At 68.2% G+C, this 16,326-nt stretch carries 11 protein-coding genes; 3 read left to right on the top strand and 8 right to left on the bottom strand.

Annotated elements, in window-relative coordinates:
- Nucleotides 1-122: 122 nt before the first annotated feature.
- From ENSA5_RS16325 to lon, 7 genes are all read right to left on the bottom strand, one after another.
- Nucleotides 123-1,448, bottom strand: a complete 1,326-nt coding sequence (locus ENSA5_RS16325; protein WP_106392593.1) for an aminotransferase class III-fold pyridoxal phosphate-dependent enzyme — start codon at nucleotides 1,446-1,448, stop codon at nucleotides 123-125.
- Nucleotides 1,445-2,944, bottom strand: coding sequence for a CoA-acylating methylmalonate-semialdehyde dehydrogenase (locus ENSA5_RS16320; protein WP_106392592.1), 1,500 nt, complete (start codon nucleotides 2,942-2,944; stop codon nucleotides 1,445-1,447). The genes ENSA5_RS16325 and ENSA5_RS16320 overlap by 4 nt, the downstream gene beginning before the upstream one ends.
- Nucleotides 2,941-4,434, bottom strand: a complete 1,494-nt coding sequence (locus ENSA5_RS16315) for an NCS1 family nucleobase:cation symporter-1 (protein WP_106392591.1) — start codon at nucleotides 4,432-4,434, stop codon at nucleotides 2,941-2,943. Before ENSA5_RS16315 ends, ENSA5_RS16320 begins: the two co-directional genes overlap by 4 nt.
- 10 nt (nucleotides 4,435-4,444) lie before the next feature.
- Nucleotides 4,445-5,923, bottom strand: coding sequence for a dihydropyrimidinase (hydA, locus tag ENSA5_RS16310; protein WP_106392590.1), 1,479 nt, complete (start codon nucleotides 5,921-5,923; stop codon nucleotides 4,445-4,447).
- Nucleotides 5,924-5,963: 40 nt separating this feature from the next.
- Nucleotides 5,964-6,830 carry a nitrilase-related carbon-nitrogen hydrolase gene (locus tag ENSA5_RS16305; RefSeq protein ID WP_106392589.1) on the bottom strand — a complete coding sequence of 289 codons (867 nt, stop codon included), beginning with the start codon at nucleotides 6,828-6,830 and terminating at the stop codon, nucleotides 5,964-5,966.
- Between the two features lie 130 nt (nucleotides 6,831-6,960).
- Nucleotides 6,961-8,889: a molecular chaperone DnaK gene (gene dnaK, locus ENSA5_RS16300; protein WP_106392588.1), complete on the bottom strand. Its 1,929-nt coding sequence runs from the start codon at nucleotides 8,887-8,889 to the stop codon at nucleotides 6,961-6,963.
- Between the two features lie 262 nt (nucleotides 8,890-9,151).
- Nucleotides 9,152-11,533, bottom strand: a complete 2,382-nt coding sequence (gene lon / locus ENSA5_RS16295; protein WP_106392587.1) for an endopeptidase La — start codon at nucleotides 11,531-11,533, stop codon at nucleotides 9,152-9,154.
- A 240-nt stretch (nucleotides 11,534-11,773) separates the two neighbouring features.
- On the opposite strand from lon, the gene ENSA5_RS16290 reads away from it, so the two are divergent.
- Nucleotides 11,774-13,615, top strand: coding sequence for a sigma 54-interacting transcriptional regulator (locus tag ENSA5_RS16290; protein ID WP_106392586.1), 1,842 nt, complete (start codon nucleotides 11,774-11,776; stop codon nucleotides 13,613-13,615).
- Nucleotides 13,616-13,665: 50 nt separating this feature from the next.
- Entirely contained in the window at nucleotides 13,666-14,958 is a 1,293-nt protein-coding gene (locus ENSA5_RS16285; protein ID WP_106392585.1) for a lamin tail domain-containing protein, read from the top strand.
- A 95-nt stretch (nucleotides 14,959-15,053) separates the two neighbouring features.
- On the opposite strand, the gene ENSA5_RS37745 is transcribed toward ENSA5_RS16285, so the two are convergent.
- Entirely contained in the window at nucleotides 15,054-15,212 is a 159-nt protein-coding gene (locus ENSA5_RS37745; RefSeq protein WP_181197815.1) for a hypothetical protein, read from the bottom strand.
- 209 nt (nucleotides 15,213-15,421) lie between these two features.
- Here ENSA5_RS37745 and ENSA5_RS16280 point away from each other — a divergent pair, with 209 nt between their 5' ends.
- A complete protein-coding gene (locus ENSA5_RS16280) occupies nucleotides 15,422-16,255 on the top strand; it encodes a ParA family protein (protein WP_308726552.1) in 834 nt (277 codons plus the stop codon).
- Nucleotides 16,256-16,326: the final 71 nt, after the last annotated feature.

Raw genomic sequence — 16,326 nt, 5'->3', positions numbered from 1 at the left:
CTTTGTCGCCAAAACTTGCAGTACGCCCGGTACAGCGGCGTTTTGGCTTCGCGCCCTCGGCGAACATTCCGGCGCGAGGCGACACGATGCATTGCACCCCGGGCTGCTAGCACCCCGGGCTGCTAGCCTTCGAAGGCCTCGTCGGTGATGTCGAGGCCCCGATCGATGATCTCGAAGCCCTCTCGCAGTTGGGCCTCGGTGATGCACAGCGGCGGGTTGCACATGAAGCTGCCCCAGCGCACGAAGGTAAACAGGCCCTCGTCGCGGAAGAAGGCCGCGAGGCGCTGCATCGCGGGGTGGGTGCCGTCGTAGGGGGCGATCGAGTCGCCCGCGGCGTTGCGCTGGATGTCGATCATTCCGAACAGCCCGATGCAGCGCCCGCCGCGAACCGAGGGGTGCTTGTCGCGGAGCCGATCCATCTCGCTGCGCATGACCGGCTCGAGCTTGGCGGCGTTGTCGACCATGCCCTCGTCGACGAGCACGTCGACGGCCGCGAGCGCGATGCTGCACGCGAACGCGTGGGCGTTGTAGGTCAAGCCCCCCCAAAACACGTGCTCGCGGAAGTGATCGGCGATCGCCCGGCGCACGCCCATCGCACCGAGCGGGACCGTCGAGCTGGTCAGGCCCTTGGCCATGGTCAGGATGTCGGGGACCACGCCGTAGTGCTCGACGGCGAACAGCTTCCCGGTCCGGCCCCAGCCGCACATGACCTCATCGCACACGAGCAAGATGCCGTGCTTGTCGAGCAGCGCGCGCAGGCCCTGCATCCAGCCCCGCGGCGGCGGCAAGATGCCGTTGGTCCCGACGACGGTCTCGACGAACATCGCCGCGATCTGATCGGGCCCCTCGTACATGATCACCTCGTCGAGGTAGCGGAGGTGGTTTGCGGTGATCTGATCCTCGTCGGCGCCGAAGCTGTAGTCGTAGGGCCACGGCGGCATCACGTGGACGTAGCCTGGCCCGCCGGGCTCGTTGTGGATGCGCCGGGGATCCCCCGTGAGCTGCATGCACGCGTTGGTTGCCCCGTGGTAGCTGCGGTAGCTCGACAGGATCTTGGGCCGCCCGGTGTAGAGGCGCGCGGCCTTGATCGCGTTCTCGTTGGACTCGGCGCCGCCGAGGGTGAAGAAGAAGCAGTCGATGTCGCCGGGGCACAGCTGCGCGAGGCGCTTGGACAGGCGCGCGCGCGCCTCGGTCGCCGCGCCCGGGTACACGTAGATCAGCCCGTCGGCGGCCTGCTTGATCGCCTCGACGATCTTCGGGTGCGAGTGCCCGACGTTGACCGACATCAGCTGGCTGTTGAAGTCGAGGATCTTCTGCCCCTCGGGCGTGTAGAGGTACACGCCCTGGGCCCGGGCGATCGGCAGGGGCGAGACCGTGCCGCTCGCCGCCCACGAGAACATCGTGTGCTCGAGGCAGGTGCTGATCATCTCTTCGCTGGACATGCTCATGACATCCACGTCTGATCCTTCTGTAGCGCCCACTTGCTGGTGACCTTGCGCGGCCGGGTCCAGAACCGGAAGCCATCCCAGCCCGTGATGTTGCCGTGGCCGAACGCGGAGTCGTTCCAGCCGCCAAACCCGAACGGCTCGCGCGGGACCGGGACGCCGATGTTGACCCCGCACATGCCGGCCTCGACCCGGCCCATGACCTCGCGCGCGACGTGCCCGGAGGTCGTGTAGATCGACGAGGCGTTGCCGTAGGGGCTCGAGTTCTCCAGCGCGATCGCGGCCTCGAGGTTGGGCACGCGCACGATGCTGAGGACCGGGCCAAAGATCTCGTCCTTGGCCGCGGGCGTGTCGGCCCCGACGTTGTCGAGGATCGTCGCGCCGACCCAGTAGCCGCCCGCCTCCTCGCCGCGCTTGGCCCGGCCGTCGACGAGGACCTTGGCCCCGCCCTGCTCGGCCCGCTCGATGTAGCCGTTGATCCGCTCGATGCTGCCGGCGTTGGTGACCGCGCCGTGGTCGACGCCCGGGACCAGCTTCGCGGCCCGCTCGGCGATCGCCGCGATGATGTGGTCGACGTCGCCGACGGCGACGAGGTTGGCCGCGGCCATGCATCGCTGGCCCGAGCAGCCGGTGAACGAGGCCACGACGTTCTCGGCCGTGAGCTCGACGTCGGCGTCGGGCACGACGATGAGGTGGTTCTTGGCCCCGCCGAGGCACAGCGCCCGCTTGCCCGTCGCGCACGCCCGGCCGTAGACGCTGCGCGCGACCGCGGTCGAGCCGACGAAGGCGAAGGCCGAGATGCCCGGGTGATCGCACAGCGCCTCGACCGTGGGCTTGCCGCCGTGGACGAGGTTGAACACGCCGCTCGGGAGCCCGGCCTCGGCCAGGAGCTCGGCGAGGCGGACCATCGACAGCGGGACCTGCTCCGAGGGCTTGAGCACGAAGCAATTCCCGCCGACTAGGGCCTGGGGGAGCATCCACAGCGGGACCATCAGCGGGAAGTTGAAGGGCGTGACCCCGGCGACGACCCCGAGCGGCTCGTGGCTGAGCTGGCAGTTGACCCCGCGGCTGACGTCGAGCTGGGCGCCCGCCGCCATGTTGGGCAGCGCGCAGCCAAACTCCACGCACTCGATCGCCTTGTCGACCTCGGCCAGCGCCTGGGCGTAGATCTTGCCGTTCTCGTGGGCGATCAGCCAGGCCAGGGCCTCGCGCTCGCCCTCCATCAGGGCGCGGAGGCGATAGAGGACCTGGGCGCGCTCGCGCATCGGCCACTGCTTCCACTCGGGCAGCGCCGCCGCGGCCGCCGTGACCGCCCGATCGACGTCTTGCGCCGCGGACATCGGCGCCGCGCTCATGGCCTTGCCGTGGCGCGGGTTGAGCACATCAATTGACGCGCCCGAGCTCGCCTTCGCCCACTCGCCGCCGATCCAGTTTTGAGCCGGAGCCGTGGCCGTGAACGCGTAGTTGGTTGCGGAGAAGGTCCCGAGGATCTGACTCATGTTGATCGTCCTTTTGCCGGCGTGTTCGAGCCGGTGAGTGTCATCAGCGCCCAGTAGAGGCCGCCGCCGAGCAGGAAGCCGACAAACCACGCGTAGGCGTAGATCTGGTCCCAGATCGGCGCAACCTCGTCAACGATGCCGGCCACGTGGGCGAAGCCCGCCACGTTGGGCACGACCGCGAGCGCAAACGCGATCAGCGCCGCGGGGTTGAACCCGCCCTTGTAAAAGTAGGGTCCGCGGCGCCGGTACAGGCCCTGGAGATCGAGCTGCGTCCGACGCAGCACGAAGTAGTCGATGATCAGGATCCCGCCGATCGGCCCGAGCAGCGCCGAGTACCCGATCAGCCAGGTGAAGATGTAGCTGCCCGTGCTCTCGATCAGCTTCCACGGGAAGATCGCCACGCCGAGGCCCGCGGTCACGTAGCCCCCGAGCCGAAAGCTGATCTTGCGCGGGTTGACGTTGATCATCGCGTTGGCGGGCGAGACCACGTTGGCCGCGATGTTGGTCGACAAGGTCGCGACAGTGAGCGCGAGCAGCGAGATCACGACCGAGAAGCCGCCGCCCATCTTGCCGAGCAGCACGGTCGGATCCCAGACCGGCTCGCCGAAGATCACCGTGGTCGCCGAGGTCACGGCCACGCTGATGAACGCGAACAGGGTCATCGTGGTTGGCAGCCCGATCGCCTGGCCGAGGACCTGGTCGCGCTGCGATTTGGCGTAGCGGGTGAAGTCCGGGATGTTGAGCGACAGCGTCGCCCAAAACCCGACCATCGCGGTCAGGCTGGGGAAGAACACCTGCCAAAATTCGCCCTCGCGCGGCTGCCCGGGACCGAACTGGCTGGGGGTCGAGAGCATCGGGCCGAAGCCCTCAGCCTTGACCCAGGCCCAGGCCAGGAGCGCGAGGCCCATGACGATCAAGAAGGGCGCGGCCGCGCTCTCGAGCACCCGGATCGACTCGACGCCGCGATGGATGATGACCACCTGCAGGGCCCAAAAGCCCATGAAGCAGGCGAACTCGACGGCGTTGATGCCGAGCACGGGCAGATCGACGAGCGCGGTCAGATCGCTGGCGATTATCACGTCGGCGAGGGCGAAGATCGCCGCGCCGCCGACCCAGGTCTGGATCCCGAACCACCCGCAGGCCACGAGCGCGCGCATCAGGCTCGGCACGTGGGCGCCGTTGATCCCGAAGCTGGCCCGGGCGAGGACCGGAAAGGGCACGCCGTACTTGGTCCCCGGGTGGCCGTTGAGGATCATCGGCGCGAGCACGACGACGTTGCCGAGCATGACCGTGAGCACGGCCTGCTTCCAGCTCATGCCCTGATCGATCAGCCCACCGGCGAGCATGTAGGTCGGCACGCACACGACCATCCCGACCCACAAGCTGGCCATGCTCAACACCGACCAGTGGCGCTCCTTGGCCGGGACCGGGCGGATGTCGTCGTTGACCAGGCTCGGATCGGGATCGTGAAGCTCGAGCTCGACGCTCACCTGCGCTCCCCTACCCTTCCTCGGGCGTGGGCAACGTGCGCTCGACGGCCGTGGCCTTGGCGCCCTCGTTGCGGAGCCGCTGCGCGGCCCAGTAAGGCGCGTGGCAGGGCCGGTCGACGTAGCGGCCCGTGCCCTTCTCGGTCTTGAGCTGGCCGTCTTCGTAGACGACGCGCCCGCGCGAGAGCGTGTAGGCCGGCGCGCCGATCACCTCCATGCCCTCGTAGATCGAAAAGTCGATGTTCTGGTTGTGGGTCGCGGCCGAGATCGTCCGCTCGCGCTTTGGATCCCACACGACGATGTCAGCGTCGGCGCCGACCGCCAGCGAGCCCTTGCGCGGGTAGACGTTGAAGATCTTCGCAGCGTTGGTCGAGGTCACGGCGACGAACTCCGAGGGCGTCAGCTTGCCGCTGCGGACCCCGTGGTGCCACAGGACCGCCATGCGATCCTCGATCCCGTTGGTCCCGTTGGGGATCTTGCGAAAGTCGTCGAGGCCCATGCGCTTTTGCGGCGTGCAAAAGCAGCAGTGATCGGTCGCCGTCGTCTGGAGCATGCCCGAGGCGAGCCCAGCCCACAGCGCGTCCTGGTGGTGCTTGGGCCGAAAGGGCGGGCTCATGACGTGGTGCGCGGCGCGGTCCCAGTCGCGGTCGCGGTAGACCGAGTCGTCGATGACCAGGTGCTGGGCGAGGACCTCGGCGAACACGCGCTGGCCCTCGAGCCGGGCCCGGGTCACGGCCTCGAGCGCGTCGATGCACGAGGTGTGGACCAGGTACACGGGCACGCCGAGGACCTCGGCGATCCGGATCGCCCGGTTCGCGGCCTCGCCCTCGACCTCGGGCGGGCGCGAGCGCGGGTGGCCCTCGGGCCCGGTGATGCCCGCCTCGAACACCCGCTGTTGCAGGGCCCAGACCAGCTCGCCGTTCTCGGCGTGAACCGTGCACAGGGCCCCGAGCTCACCCGCGCGGGTGAAGCTGTTCACGAGGACCTCGTCGTCGCACATGATCGCGCCCTTGTAGGCCATGAAGTGCTTGAAGCTGTTGACCCCGTGCTCGGCCGCGAGCGTGCCCATGTCGGCGTGGACGCTCTCGTCCCACCAGGTCACGGCGACATGAAAGGAGTAGTCGCAGGCGGCCTTCTCGGCCCAGCCGCGCCACTTGGTGTAGGCGTCGAGCAGCGGCTCCTTGGGGCTCGGGATCACGAAGTCGATCGCCATCGTGGTCCCGCCTGCGGCCGCCGCCGAGGTCCCGGTGAAGAAGTCCTCGGACGCGACCGTGCCCATGAAGGGCAGCTCCATGTGGGTGTGCGGGTCGATGCCGCCGGGCATGACGTAGGCCCCGCCCGCGTCGATGACTCGGGCGCCCGCGGGCGCGTCGAGGCCCTCGTCAGCGGTCGAGACCGCCGCGATCTTCCCGTCGATGACGAGCAGGTCGGCGCGGCGCTCGTCGTCGGCGGTCACGAGCGTGCCGCCGCGGATCAGTAGGTGCTTGGACATGGCGGTGCTCCTCGAGCTCGGGTTGTGACGCAGCCAGGGATCAGATCTTGTTCAGCTCGTCGTAGGCCTCGGGCCGGCGGTCGCGATAGAACTGCCAGGTCGAGCGGACCTCGTCGATCATCGCGAGATCGAGGTCGGCGATCACGAGCTCGTCGGCGTCCTCCGAGCCCGTCGCGACGAACTCGCCGCGCGGGTTGACGAAGTAGCTGGTCCCGTAAAACTTGCCGATCTCCCACGGCGGCTCGACCCCGACGCGGTTGATCGCCCCGACGAAGTAGCCGTTGGCGACGGCGTGGGCCGGCTGCTCGAGCTTCCACAGGTACTGCGAGAGCCCGGCGACCGTGGCGCTGGGGTTGAACACGATCTCGGCCCCGTTGAGGCCGAGGCAGCGCGCGCCCTCGGGGAAGTGGCGGTCGTAGCAGATGTAGACCCCGACCTTGGCGTAGCGGGTGTCGAACACCGGGTAGCCGCCGTTGCCGGGCTTGAAGAAGAACTTCTCCCAGAAGCCGGCGACCTGCGGGATGTGCTGCTTGCGGTACTTGCCGAGGTAGGTGCCGTCGGCGTCGATGACCGCGGCGGTGTTGTAGTAGACCCCGCGCATGGCCTTCTCGTAGATCGGGACGACCAGAACCATCTCGTGCTTCTTGGCGTAGGCCGCGAGCCGCTCGGTCGTCGGGCCCGGGACCGGCTCGGCCGACTCGTACCAGCGCGGATCCTGGCTGGGGCAGAAGTAGGGCCCGTTGAACATCTCCTGCAAGCACAGGATCTGCACGCCCTTCTCGCCGGCTTCATCGATCAGCGGCAGGTGCTTTTGAACCATCGCCTCACAGATCTCGGCGACGGGGCGGCTCTCATCATTAATCGGGTTCGCGCACTGGATCAGCCCGCAGCGTACAGTCTCAGCCATGTCTCACGCTCTCGCTTGGTCTTCGGGTTGGGAAGTGGCCCAGCTTACAGTGGGGGACGCGCTGGGGACAACCAAAGAAGAAGGGAGCCCGCTTGGGCCCCCTTCTTTCGTTGTTTGACCGGCGCGCGGCTCAGTTCTTCTCTTCGAACTCGGCGTCGATCACATCCGAGTCGCCTGCGTCGGCGGGCTCACCCGCGTCGGCTCCCGGCGCGGCCCCCGGATCGAAGCCCGGGCCGGGCTCGGCGCCGGGCTCACCCTGCTGGCCGTACATCGCCTGGGCGAGCTTGTGCGAGGCCGCGGTGAGCGACTCCTGGGCGGCCGCGACACGGTCCGGATCGTCGGACTCGAGCGCCTCTTTGGCGTCGCTGATCGCGGTCTCGACCTCGGTCCTCGACTCGGGCGGCAGCTTGTCGCCGCTCTCGCCGAGCAGCTTCTCCATCTGGAGGATCGTCGCGTCGAGCTGGTTGCGGTTCTCGACCGCCTGACGGCGCTTGGTGTCCTCTTCCTCGTGGGCCTTGGCGTCGTCGACCATGCGCTCGATGTCGTCCTCGGACAGACCCGAGCTGGCGGTGATCGTGATCTTCTGCTCCTTGCCCGTGGCCTTGTCCTTGGCCGAGACGTTGACGATGCCGTTGGCGTCGATGTCGAAGGTGACCTCGACCTGGGGGACCCCACGCGGCGCCGGCGGGATGCCGACGAGGCTGAACTTGCCGAGCGTGCGGTTGTCACCGGCCATCTTGCGCTCGCCCTGGCACACGTGGACCTCGACGCTGGGCTGGTTGTCAGCCGCGGTCGTGAAGGTCTCGGACTTGCGCGTCGGGATGGTGGTGTTGCGCGGGATCAGGACGGTCATCACGCCACCGAGGGTCTCGATGCCGAGCGACAGCGGGGTCACGTCGACGAGCACGATGTCGCTGACGTCACCGGACAGGACGCCGGCCTGGACCGCGGCGCCGAGACCGACGACCTCGTCGGGGTTGACGCCCCTGTTCGGGCCCTTGCCGAAGAATTCCTCGACGGCCTTTTGAACCAGCGGGATCCGGGTCGAGCCACCGACGAGCAGGATCTCGTCGATCTGGCCCTTGTCCTTCTTGGCGTCGGCGAGGGCCTTCTTGACCGGCTCGATGCTGCGCTTGACCAGGTCGTCGATCATCGACTCGAAGCGAGCGCGCGAGAGCTTGATCTGGAGGTGCTTGGGCCCGGTCGCGTCGGCGGTCAGGAAGGGCAGGTTGATGTCGGTCTCGGTCGCGTGCGAGAGCTCGATCTTGGCCTTCTCGGCCGCGTCCTTGAGGCGCTGGCGGACGAGCTTGTCGCCGCTGACGTCGATGCCGGTGTCCTTCTTGAACTCCTGGATCAGCCAATCCATGATCCGGTCGTCGAAGTCGTCACCGCCGAGGTGGGTGTCGCCGTTGGTCGAGATGACCTCGACCACGTTCTCGGCGACCTCGAGGATCGAGATGTCGAAGGTGCCGCCGCCGAGGTCGTAGACCGCGATGATCTGCTCGTCGGCGCTGCCCTTGGACCGGCCGTAGGCGAGCGCGGCCGCGGTCGGCTCGTTGACGATGCGCTTGACCTCGAGGCCGGCGATGCGCCCGGCGTCCTTGGTCGCCTGACGCTGGGAGTCGTTGAAGTAGGCCGGGACCGTGATCACCGCCTCGGTCACGGTCTCGCCGAGGTAGTCCTCGGCCGCCTTCTTGAGCTTCATCAGCACGCGGGCGCTGATCTCGGGCGGCGGGTAGTTCTTGCCGCGAACCTCGAACTGCGCGTCGCCGTTGCCGCCCTTGACGACGTGGAAGGGCACGCGATCGAGCTCCTTGACGACCTCGTCGTGGCGCCGACCGATGAAGCGCTTGGCCGAGAAGATGGTGTTCTCGGGGTTGGTGATGGCCTGGCGCCGGGCCTGCTGGCCGACGAGCACGTTGCCGTTGGCCTCGAAGGCCACGACGGAGGGCGTCGTGCGCCCGCCTTCTTCGTTGGTGATGACCTTGGGCTCGTTGCCCTCCATCACGGCCACGACGGAGTTGGTGGTCCCGAGGTCGATGCCGATAATCTTGCCCATGGTTGGTGAGTCCTTTCTGATGCGTGTGCTTTGGGGGCTCGCGCCCCGGCTGCTTGCGGGACCCGGGCGACCGCTTCTCGGTCTGCCGGCACGGGCCGCGCTTTGAACTGCTGCGTTGGTCGGCGGCGAACCTAAGACGCCGGTCCCGGATGTCAACCGGAGCTCAGGCGGCGCGTTGCGAGCCTGCCGCCTCCCGGCTCAGTGCTGCTCGGTCCCGCTCGGTCCCGGCCTGGAGATGGCCCGGAGATGGCCCGGAGATGGCTCAGTCCGCGCGCTCGCGGTCTGCCTGGGGCTTGTCGAGCGCCGCCTCGAGCACGTCGTCCACGCGCTTGACGTGGACAATCTCAATCTCGTTGCGAATCTCCTCGGGGATGTCGACAACGTCCTTCTCGTTGCGATCCGGCAGCAGGATGCGGCGGATCCCGGCGCGGTGGGCCGCGAGCAGCTTCTCCTTGATCCCGCCGACGGGCAGCACGAGACCGCGCAGCGTAATCTCGCCCGTCATCGCAACGTCGGCGCGAATGCAGCGACCAGTGAGCAATGACACGAGCGCCGAGAACATCGCCACGCCTGCGGACGGGCCGTCCTTTGGGATCGCTCCCGCGGGCACGTGGACGTGGATGTCGCGACCCTCGAGCGCGTCGCTCTCGATGCCGAGCGCCTCGAGGTGGCTCTTGAGGTAGCTCATCGCCGCCTGGGCCGACTCCTTCATCACGTCGCCGAGCTGACCGGTGAGCATCAGCCCGCCCTTGCCGGGCATCGCGGTGGCCTCGATGAACATGATCTCCCCGCCGGTCGGCGTCCACGCCAGGCCGGTCGCGACGCCGGGGGACGAGGTGCGCTCGGCCATCTCGGGCAAGAAGCGCTGGGGCCCGAGAAAATCGGGGATGTCGGTCGCGCGGATCTCGACCTCACCGGAGATCTCGCCCTCGACGTACTTGACCGCGACGCCGCGGACGACCGACGAGATCTCGCGCTGGAGGTTTCGGACCCCGGCCTCGCGGGTGTAGCTGTCGATGACCTCCATGATCGCGTCATCGGCGAACCCGAGCGAGAGGTCGTCGCGCGCGAGCCCGTGCTCGCTGATCTGCTTGGGGATCAAGAAGCGGCGCGCGATCGCCAGCTTCTCTTGCCGGGTGTAGCCCGGCAGCTCGAGGATCTCGAGGCGGTCGCGCAGCGCGGGCGGGATCGGATCGATCGTGTTCGCGGTGACGATGAACATCACGCGCGAGAGGTCGAAGGTGACCTCGAGGTAGTGATCCGAGAAGGTGTGGTTTTGCTCGGGGTCGAGGACCTCGAGCAGGGCCGAGGCCGGGTCGCCGCGAAAGTCGTGGCCGAGCTTGTCGATCTCGTCGAGCACGATGACCGGGTTGTTGGTCCCCGCCCGCTTGAGCGCCTGGATCAAGCGTCCGGGCAGCGAGCCGACGTAGGTCCGACGGTGACCGCGGATCTCGGCCTCGTCGCGCACGCCGCCGAGGCTGATGCGGACGAAGCTGCGCCCGATCGCCCGCGCGACGCTCTTGCCCAGCGAGGTCTTGCCGACCCCGGGCGGCCCGACGAGGCACAGGATCGGCCCCTTCTTGGACGCGTTGAGCTTGAGCACCGCCATGTACTCGAGGATCCGCTTTTTGACCTTCTCGAGGTCGTAGTGATCCTCGTTGAGGACGTCGCGGACCGTGGCGATCTCGAGCTGATCTTCGGTCGTCACGCTCCACGGCAGGTCGACCAGCCACTCGAGGTAGGTCCGCGTGACCGTGTACTCGGCGCTCGAGGGCTGCATCTGCTTGAGCCGGTTGAGCTGCTTGAAGGCGACCTTCTCGGCCTCCTCGGGCATCTTGGCGTCGGCGATCTTCTGCTCGAACTCGTCGGCTTCGGCGTTCTCGTCGTCGATCTCGCCGAGCTCACCCTTGATCGCCTTGAGCTGCTGGCGCAGGACGTACTCGCGCTGCGAGTGGCCCATCTCTTCTTGGACTTGGGTGTTGATGCGCTCGCGGATCTCGAGGATCTCGAGCTGGCGGGTGAGCAGGGTCAGGACCTTGCGCAGGCGCGTCGACACGTCGAAGGCCTCGAGCACCTCTTGCTTCTCGCTCGGCTCGATGTCGAGGTTCGAAGCGACGAGGTCGGCGACCTGGCCCGGCTCGCTGACGCTGTCGAGCAGCGCCGCGGCCTCGCGCGGGAGCTCGGGCACGAGCGAGATCAGCTTCTTGGCCGTCTCCTTGATGTTGGCGACGAGGGCCTCGGCCTCGAGCGGGGATGGATCGTGCTCGGGCAGCTCGCTGACTCGGGCCTGCAAGAAGGGCTCGTCGGACACGAGCTCCTCGATCTTGATGCGCATGACCCCCTGGAGGATCACGGAGTAGTTGTCGCGGGCGAGCTTGATGACCTTGAGGATCCGGACCGCGCAGCCGACCTCGTGGAGGTCGTCGGCGCCGGGGTCCTCGGTCCGGGCGGCCTTCTGCGTGACGATGCCGATGACCGGACGCTCGGCCGCGATGGCCTCTTCGATCAGCTTGACCGACTTTGGCCGACCGACATCGATCGGAATGATCGAGCCGGGGAACAACACCGAGTTGCGCAGCGGCAGCAACGATACGACCTCGGGGAGGTCCTTGATTTCTTCGATCTGCGGCGGCGGGTTGGTCATGAGTCGATCCCGAGAAAGCCGCCCGACCGTATCATTGGCGCCCCCCCTGTCAACCAAGCAAAGTCGTCGATAACGGGCACAGGAGCCCTGCAGAGCCCAATCTCGCCGAGCACCTGGCCGCGCGTCAGGGTCGGCCTGCGCAGCGACACGACGCGGCCCTATCGGCCCCCGGCGCCATCAGGTAGAAACATCGTCGTGCACGATGCTCGGCCTGGCGGCGGAGGGACGACCGCCCTACGCGTGATCGTCCGCGCCGGCCCCGACGTCGGTCACGGCGCCAGCCTGCGGCGCGGCGAGGTCCTCAGCGTCGGTCGGGGCGAGGGCGAGGGCCTCAAGCTCGGTGATCAGGCCGTCTCGCGCCACCACCTCAGCGTCGAGTTGACCGACGACGGCCAGATCCGCGTGGTCGAGATCACCGGCGTCAACCCGGTTTGGACCCTGGTCGAAGGCCGGCGCATGACCCTGTCTGGCGGACAGCTGCTCGGCCGCGGCGCCGCGATCACCGTCGGCAACACGACCCTGGCCTTCGAGCCCGAGGCCCCCGCCCGGGGCCCCGGAGCGCCGGTAGATGGCCGCGCGACGATCGAGATGGACGCCCGTCAGCCGGGCGCGACGCGCTTGGCGGCGCTCGCGGCCCTCGGCGATCGCCTGGCCCGATGCGGCTCGCTTCAGGCGGTCTACCGGACCGCGAGCGAGTGGGCGATCGAGGCCCTACCGGCCGCCCGCGCCCTGCTCCTGAGCGCCGACGGCACCGACATCCTCGCGGCGGCGACCTCGGGCCCCGTCGTCGATCTGGCGATCTCGCGCACGCTGCTCCATCGGGTCCTGTCCGAGAAGCGCGCAGTGCTCGTGCGCGACGTGCTCGCCGAGCCCGAGCTCGCCGATCGCCGCTCCGTTCAGATCCGCGGCATCCAGGGGGCGATGGCCGCCCCAGCCCGGAACCTGGTGTTCTACGCCGAGTGGGGCGCCTCCGAGGCCGTCCGCAGCCGCGGAGACGACAGCGCGCTGACCCTGCTCGTGTGTGCAGCGCAGCTGCTCGACGCCCTCGGCGAGAGCGCGACCGAGCGCAGCCAGATGCGAGCGGCCCTGTCCCAGCGTGGGTCGGCCGCGCCCGGGCGGATCGTCGGCAGCTCGGCTGCGGTCAAGAAGCTCCACGTGTTCCTCGAGCGCGTGGCCGCGACCAACGCCACCGTGCTGATCAACGGCGAGAGCGGCACGGGCAAGGAGCTCGCGGCCCGCATGGTTCATGCTCTGTCGCCCCGCGCCAACCAACCTTTTGTCGCCATCAACTGCGCGGCGGTGCCCGAGAACCTGCTCGAGAGCGAGTTCTTTGGCCACGAAAAGGGCGCGTTCACCGGTGCGATCGGGCGCCACCAGGGCGTGTTCGAGCGCGCCCACTCGGGCACCTTGTTCCTCGACGAGATCGCCGAGATGGCGCCCTCGACCCAGGCACGAATGCTGCGCGTGCTCGAGAACCATAGCTTCACCCGCGTCGGTGGCACCGACGAGGTCGAGGTCGACGTTCGGCTGATCGCCGCGACTCACCGCGATCTCCGTCAGCTGGTCGCCGAGGGCCGGTTCCGCGAGGATCTGCTCTACCGGCTCAGCGTGATCCAGACCAAGCTGCCGCCCCTGCGCGAGCGTAGCGAGGACATCCCCGAGCTCGTCCGTCATTTCTGCGGCGTGCTCGGCGATGACATGGGCCGCCACGTCGAGCGCATCGCCGATGATGCGCTCGAGGTCCTCGGCAACTACCGGTGGCCCGGCAACGTCCGCGAGCTCCGCAACGTCGTCGAGCGCGCGCTCGTGCTCGGCGACGGCCCGGTGCTCGAGCTCGACGACCTCCCGCCCGAGCTGCAGCTGGCGAGCCCTTCGCCGGGCAGCGCGAGCGGGTCGTCGAGCCCGTCGAGCCCGTCGAGCCCAGCGGTCTCCGCCCAGAAGGTTCTGCCCCTGGCCGAGCTCGAGCAACTGGCGATCGCCGCCGCGCTCGAGGCGACCTCGGGCAACAAGGCCCGCGCGGCCGCGCTGCTCGGGATCGACCGCACGACCCTCTACCGCAAGCTCAAAGATCAAAAGAGCTGACCCGGACGACAAGCCCTGCAACGGGCGCGGCCGCGGGCCGACACCCGTGCATGGCGAATCGAAACCTCGCAGCCCTCGCCCTGATCACCTGTGCATGCCTCGAGCCCCCCGAGCTCGACGAGCTCAGCGCCCCGCTCGCCGACCTCGGTGGCGTGGACACCTGGGGCCCCCTCGACGGCGCACCGATCCCGAGCTTCGACGACGAGGGCACGAGCGCCGGCGCCGACGGCCCCGGCGAAGACTCCGGTGCCGCTCCGGCGGACAACCCTTCACTCGTTCAGCTGCGCATCACCGAGATCCTCGTCGACCCCAAGGGCAAGGACGGCGGCGCCGACTCGCCCGAGTTCATCGAGCTGCAAAATACGGGAGCGGAGGTGGTTGATCTCAGCGGCCTCCGGATCGACGCGCAGAGCTGGCCCGTCCTCGACGCGGACGAGCTCGAGCTGAGCGGCCTCGAGCTCGCGCCGGGCGCGTTCCTCGTGATCAGGAGGTGGGCGACCGACGTCGATCCGGGCCTCGCTTCTGCGTCGATCACGCCCGCGATCACCTCGGTCGGCTTCCTGCATTCGGGTGGCTTGCGCAACGCGGACGGACGAGTGGCGATCGGATCTGCGTCCGAGATAGTCGACGAATTCGTCTATGGTGTAGACCCCGCACGTCCGAGCTCAGGCTGGGCTGGTGCGGCCTTCACGGAGCTGAGGTCGGGTCAGTCCGTGTGTCGAAGCGACCCCAGCGCCGACCACGACGACGCCTCGGACTGGTCGAGTTGCGTGCCCAACCCGGGCCAGGCGAGCCCGGAGGGCTCCGGTGGCGAGCCCCTGCCCTCGCGCTCGATCACCCCGGGCGCGATCCAGATCGTCGAGGTCTCGACCAATCCCCCGGGACCTGCGTCTGAAGAAAAACCTTATGAATTCATAGAAATAGTTAATCTTTCTAATGCAGAGGTTGAGCTGTCGGGGGCGACCATAGGCGATGCACCCAGTGCCGACGCGCCGGGCGTCGATCCGCTCGAGTACTTCGCAGGTGACGGTGGCTGCGAGTCGCTCACCTGCCTCGCGCCCGGTGCGCGAGCGTTGATCGTGGGCCAGGGCTATGCCGGACCAATAGGTCTTGGCCTCGTCCTCACCACGGATGACAGCACGATCGCTGATGGTGGATTGACCAACACCGAGCCCGTCGTGCTCTGGGATCCGAGCGGCGTCCTGGTCAGCAGCTACCGGCTGTGGCCCGACCCGAGCGGCGAGCCCTTGCCGGCTGACGAGCAGCCCCTACACCGGATCGAGCCGAGCGCCGACGACGCCCCCCTCAGCTGGGTGTCGGCCCCGGCGAGCCCGGGCGAGTGACAAACAAAAAACGGCCCGGCGCCAACAGGCGCCGGACCGGCAGCGAGACGGGTGGTCGTGACCCAACGACCACCCGAGCGAGAGAGAGATCGGCGTCAATCCCAGCGGCTGAGTCGAGGCTTGCTGTGGAACTCGTCGGCAGCTTCGAGTTCTTCGATCAGCTCGAGCTCGTCCTTGCCAAACTCGCGGTCTCCGTAGTCAAAAGACTCGCGCTGGAATTCCTCGAAGCTGCTGAAACGGCGGCGGAAGTACATGGCTGATCGTGCTCCTGTAGGCTGGCTAACTGAGATCGGGAAGAGGTGGTCGCGCGGCTGGAACGTTGATCTGTCGGTCTGTGAGTCGTTCTGAGCCGGTCTTCGGTGGCGACGACTGGATAGTAGGTTCGCATCCTACATGTAGGCAAAAAACCTACTCAGAATTCTCGCCTGCCCTCCCGGGCGGCCAGTGGTAAGGATGGGCGCCCGTGCCCTCGGCCAAGACAAGCCCCGCGCCAAAAAAGCGCGCCCCCAAGCCCGCGGTGCTCGCGATCAGCAACCAAAAAGGTGGCGAGGGCAAGACGACCACAGCGGTCAACCTCGCGGCCAGCCTCGCGGCCGCCGAGCACCGTGTGTTGCTCGTGGATCTCGATCCCCAGGGCAACGCCAGCTCGTCCGTCGGCTACCCCCGCGGCATGGCCAAGCAAGGCAGCTACGATCTGCTCCTCGGCCAGGCCGAGCTCGACGCGGTCGTCCACCCAACCGAGCTGCCGACCCTCGGCGTCGTGCCAGCCTCGCCGGACCTCGCCGGGGCTGAGATCGAGCTCGTCGGCGTCGACGCGCGGGAGTCGGTCCTCGCGCGAGCGTTCCGCCGCGCCCGCGCGGGCAACAACTTCGACTGGGAATTCGTGATCCTCGACTGCCCCCCCTCGCTCGGGATCCTGACCCTCAACGCGCTCGTGGCCGCGAGCTCCGTCCTGATTCCGATGCAGGCCAAGTACTTCTCACTCGAGGGCCTCGGCGCGCTCGTCGGCACGATCGAGCGGGTCAAGGCCGCCCTCAACCCGTCGCTGAGCCTCGAGGGCATCGTCTTTTGTATGTTCGACCGCCGCACCAACCTCGCGCAGCAAGTCGTCGCCGAGGTCCAGTCGCACTTCCCCGGGCAAGTATTCGAGACCATGATCCCCCAAAACATCCGGCTCAGCGAGAGCCCGAGCTTCGGGAAGCCGGCGCTGCTCTACGACATCGAGAGCAAGGGCGCGCAGGCCTACCTGGCGCTGGCCAAAGAGATGCTCGCCCGGCGCCAAGCGGGGCGCTCATGAGCCGCGCCAAGCGACCGGCGCTCGGTCGGGGTCTCGGGGCGCTGATCCCCGAACCTCCGAAGGCCCCCGCC

The organism is Enhygromyxa salina (assembly GCF_002994615.1).
GTDB classification, from domain to species: domain Bacteria; phylum Myxococcota_A; class Polyangia; order Nannocystales; family Nannocystaceae; genus Plesiocystis; species Plesiocystis salina_A.
Note: the sequence above shows the minus strand (reverse complement) of the source record. Positions and strands in the feature narration are given on the sequence as shown.

What these genes read in the sequence shown, in the direction of transcription:
- ENSA5_RS37745 (WP_181197815.1), bottom strand. Translation starts at nt 15,212, where the DNA reads ATGTACTTCCGCCGCCGTTTCAGCAGCTTCGAGGAATTCCAGCGCGAG.
- ENSA5_RS16305 (WP_106392589.1), bottom strand. Translation starts at nt 6,830, where the DNA reads ATGGCTGAGACTGTACGCTGCGGGCTGATCCAGTGCGCGAACCCGATT.
- ENSA5_RS16285 (WP_106392585.1), top strand. Translation starts at nt 13,666, where the DNA reads ATGGCGAATCGAAACCTCGCAGCCCTCGCCCTGATCACCTGTGCATGC.
- ENSA5_RS16325 (WP_106392593.1), bottom strand. Translation starts at nt 1,448, where the DNA reads ATGAGCATGTCCAGCGAAGAGATGATCAGCACCTGCCTCGAGCACACG.
- hydA (WP_106392590.1), bottom strand. Translation starts at nt 5,923, where the DNA reads ATGTCCAAGCACCTACTGATCCGCGGCGGCACGCTCGTGACCGCCGAC.
- ENSA5_RS16320 (WP_106392592.1), bottom strand. Translation starts at nt 2,944, where the DNA reads ATGAGTCAGATCCTCGGGACCTTCTCCGCAACCAACTACGCGTTCACG.
- lon (WP_106392587.1), bottom strand. Translation starts at nt 11,533, where the DNA reads ATGACCAACCCGCCGCCGCAGATCGAAGAAATCAAGGACCTCCCCGAG.
- dnaK (WP_106392588.1), bottom strand. Translation starts at nt 8,889, where the DNA reads ATGGGCAAGATTATCGGCATCGACCTCGGGACCACCAACTCCGTCGTG.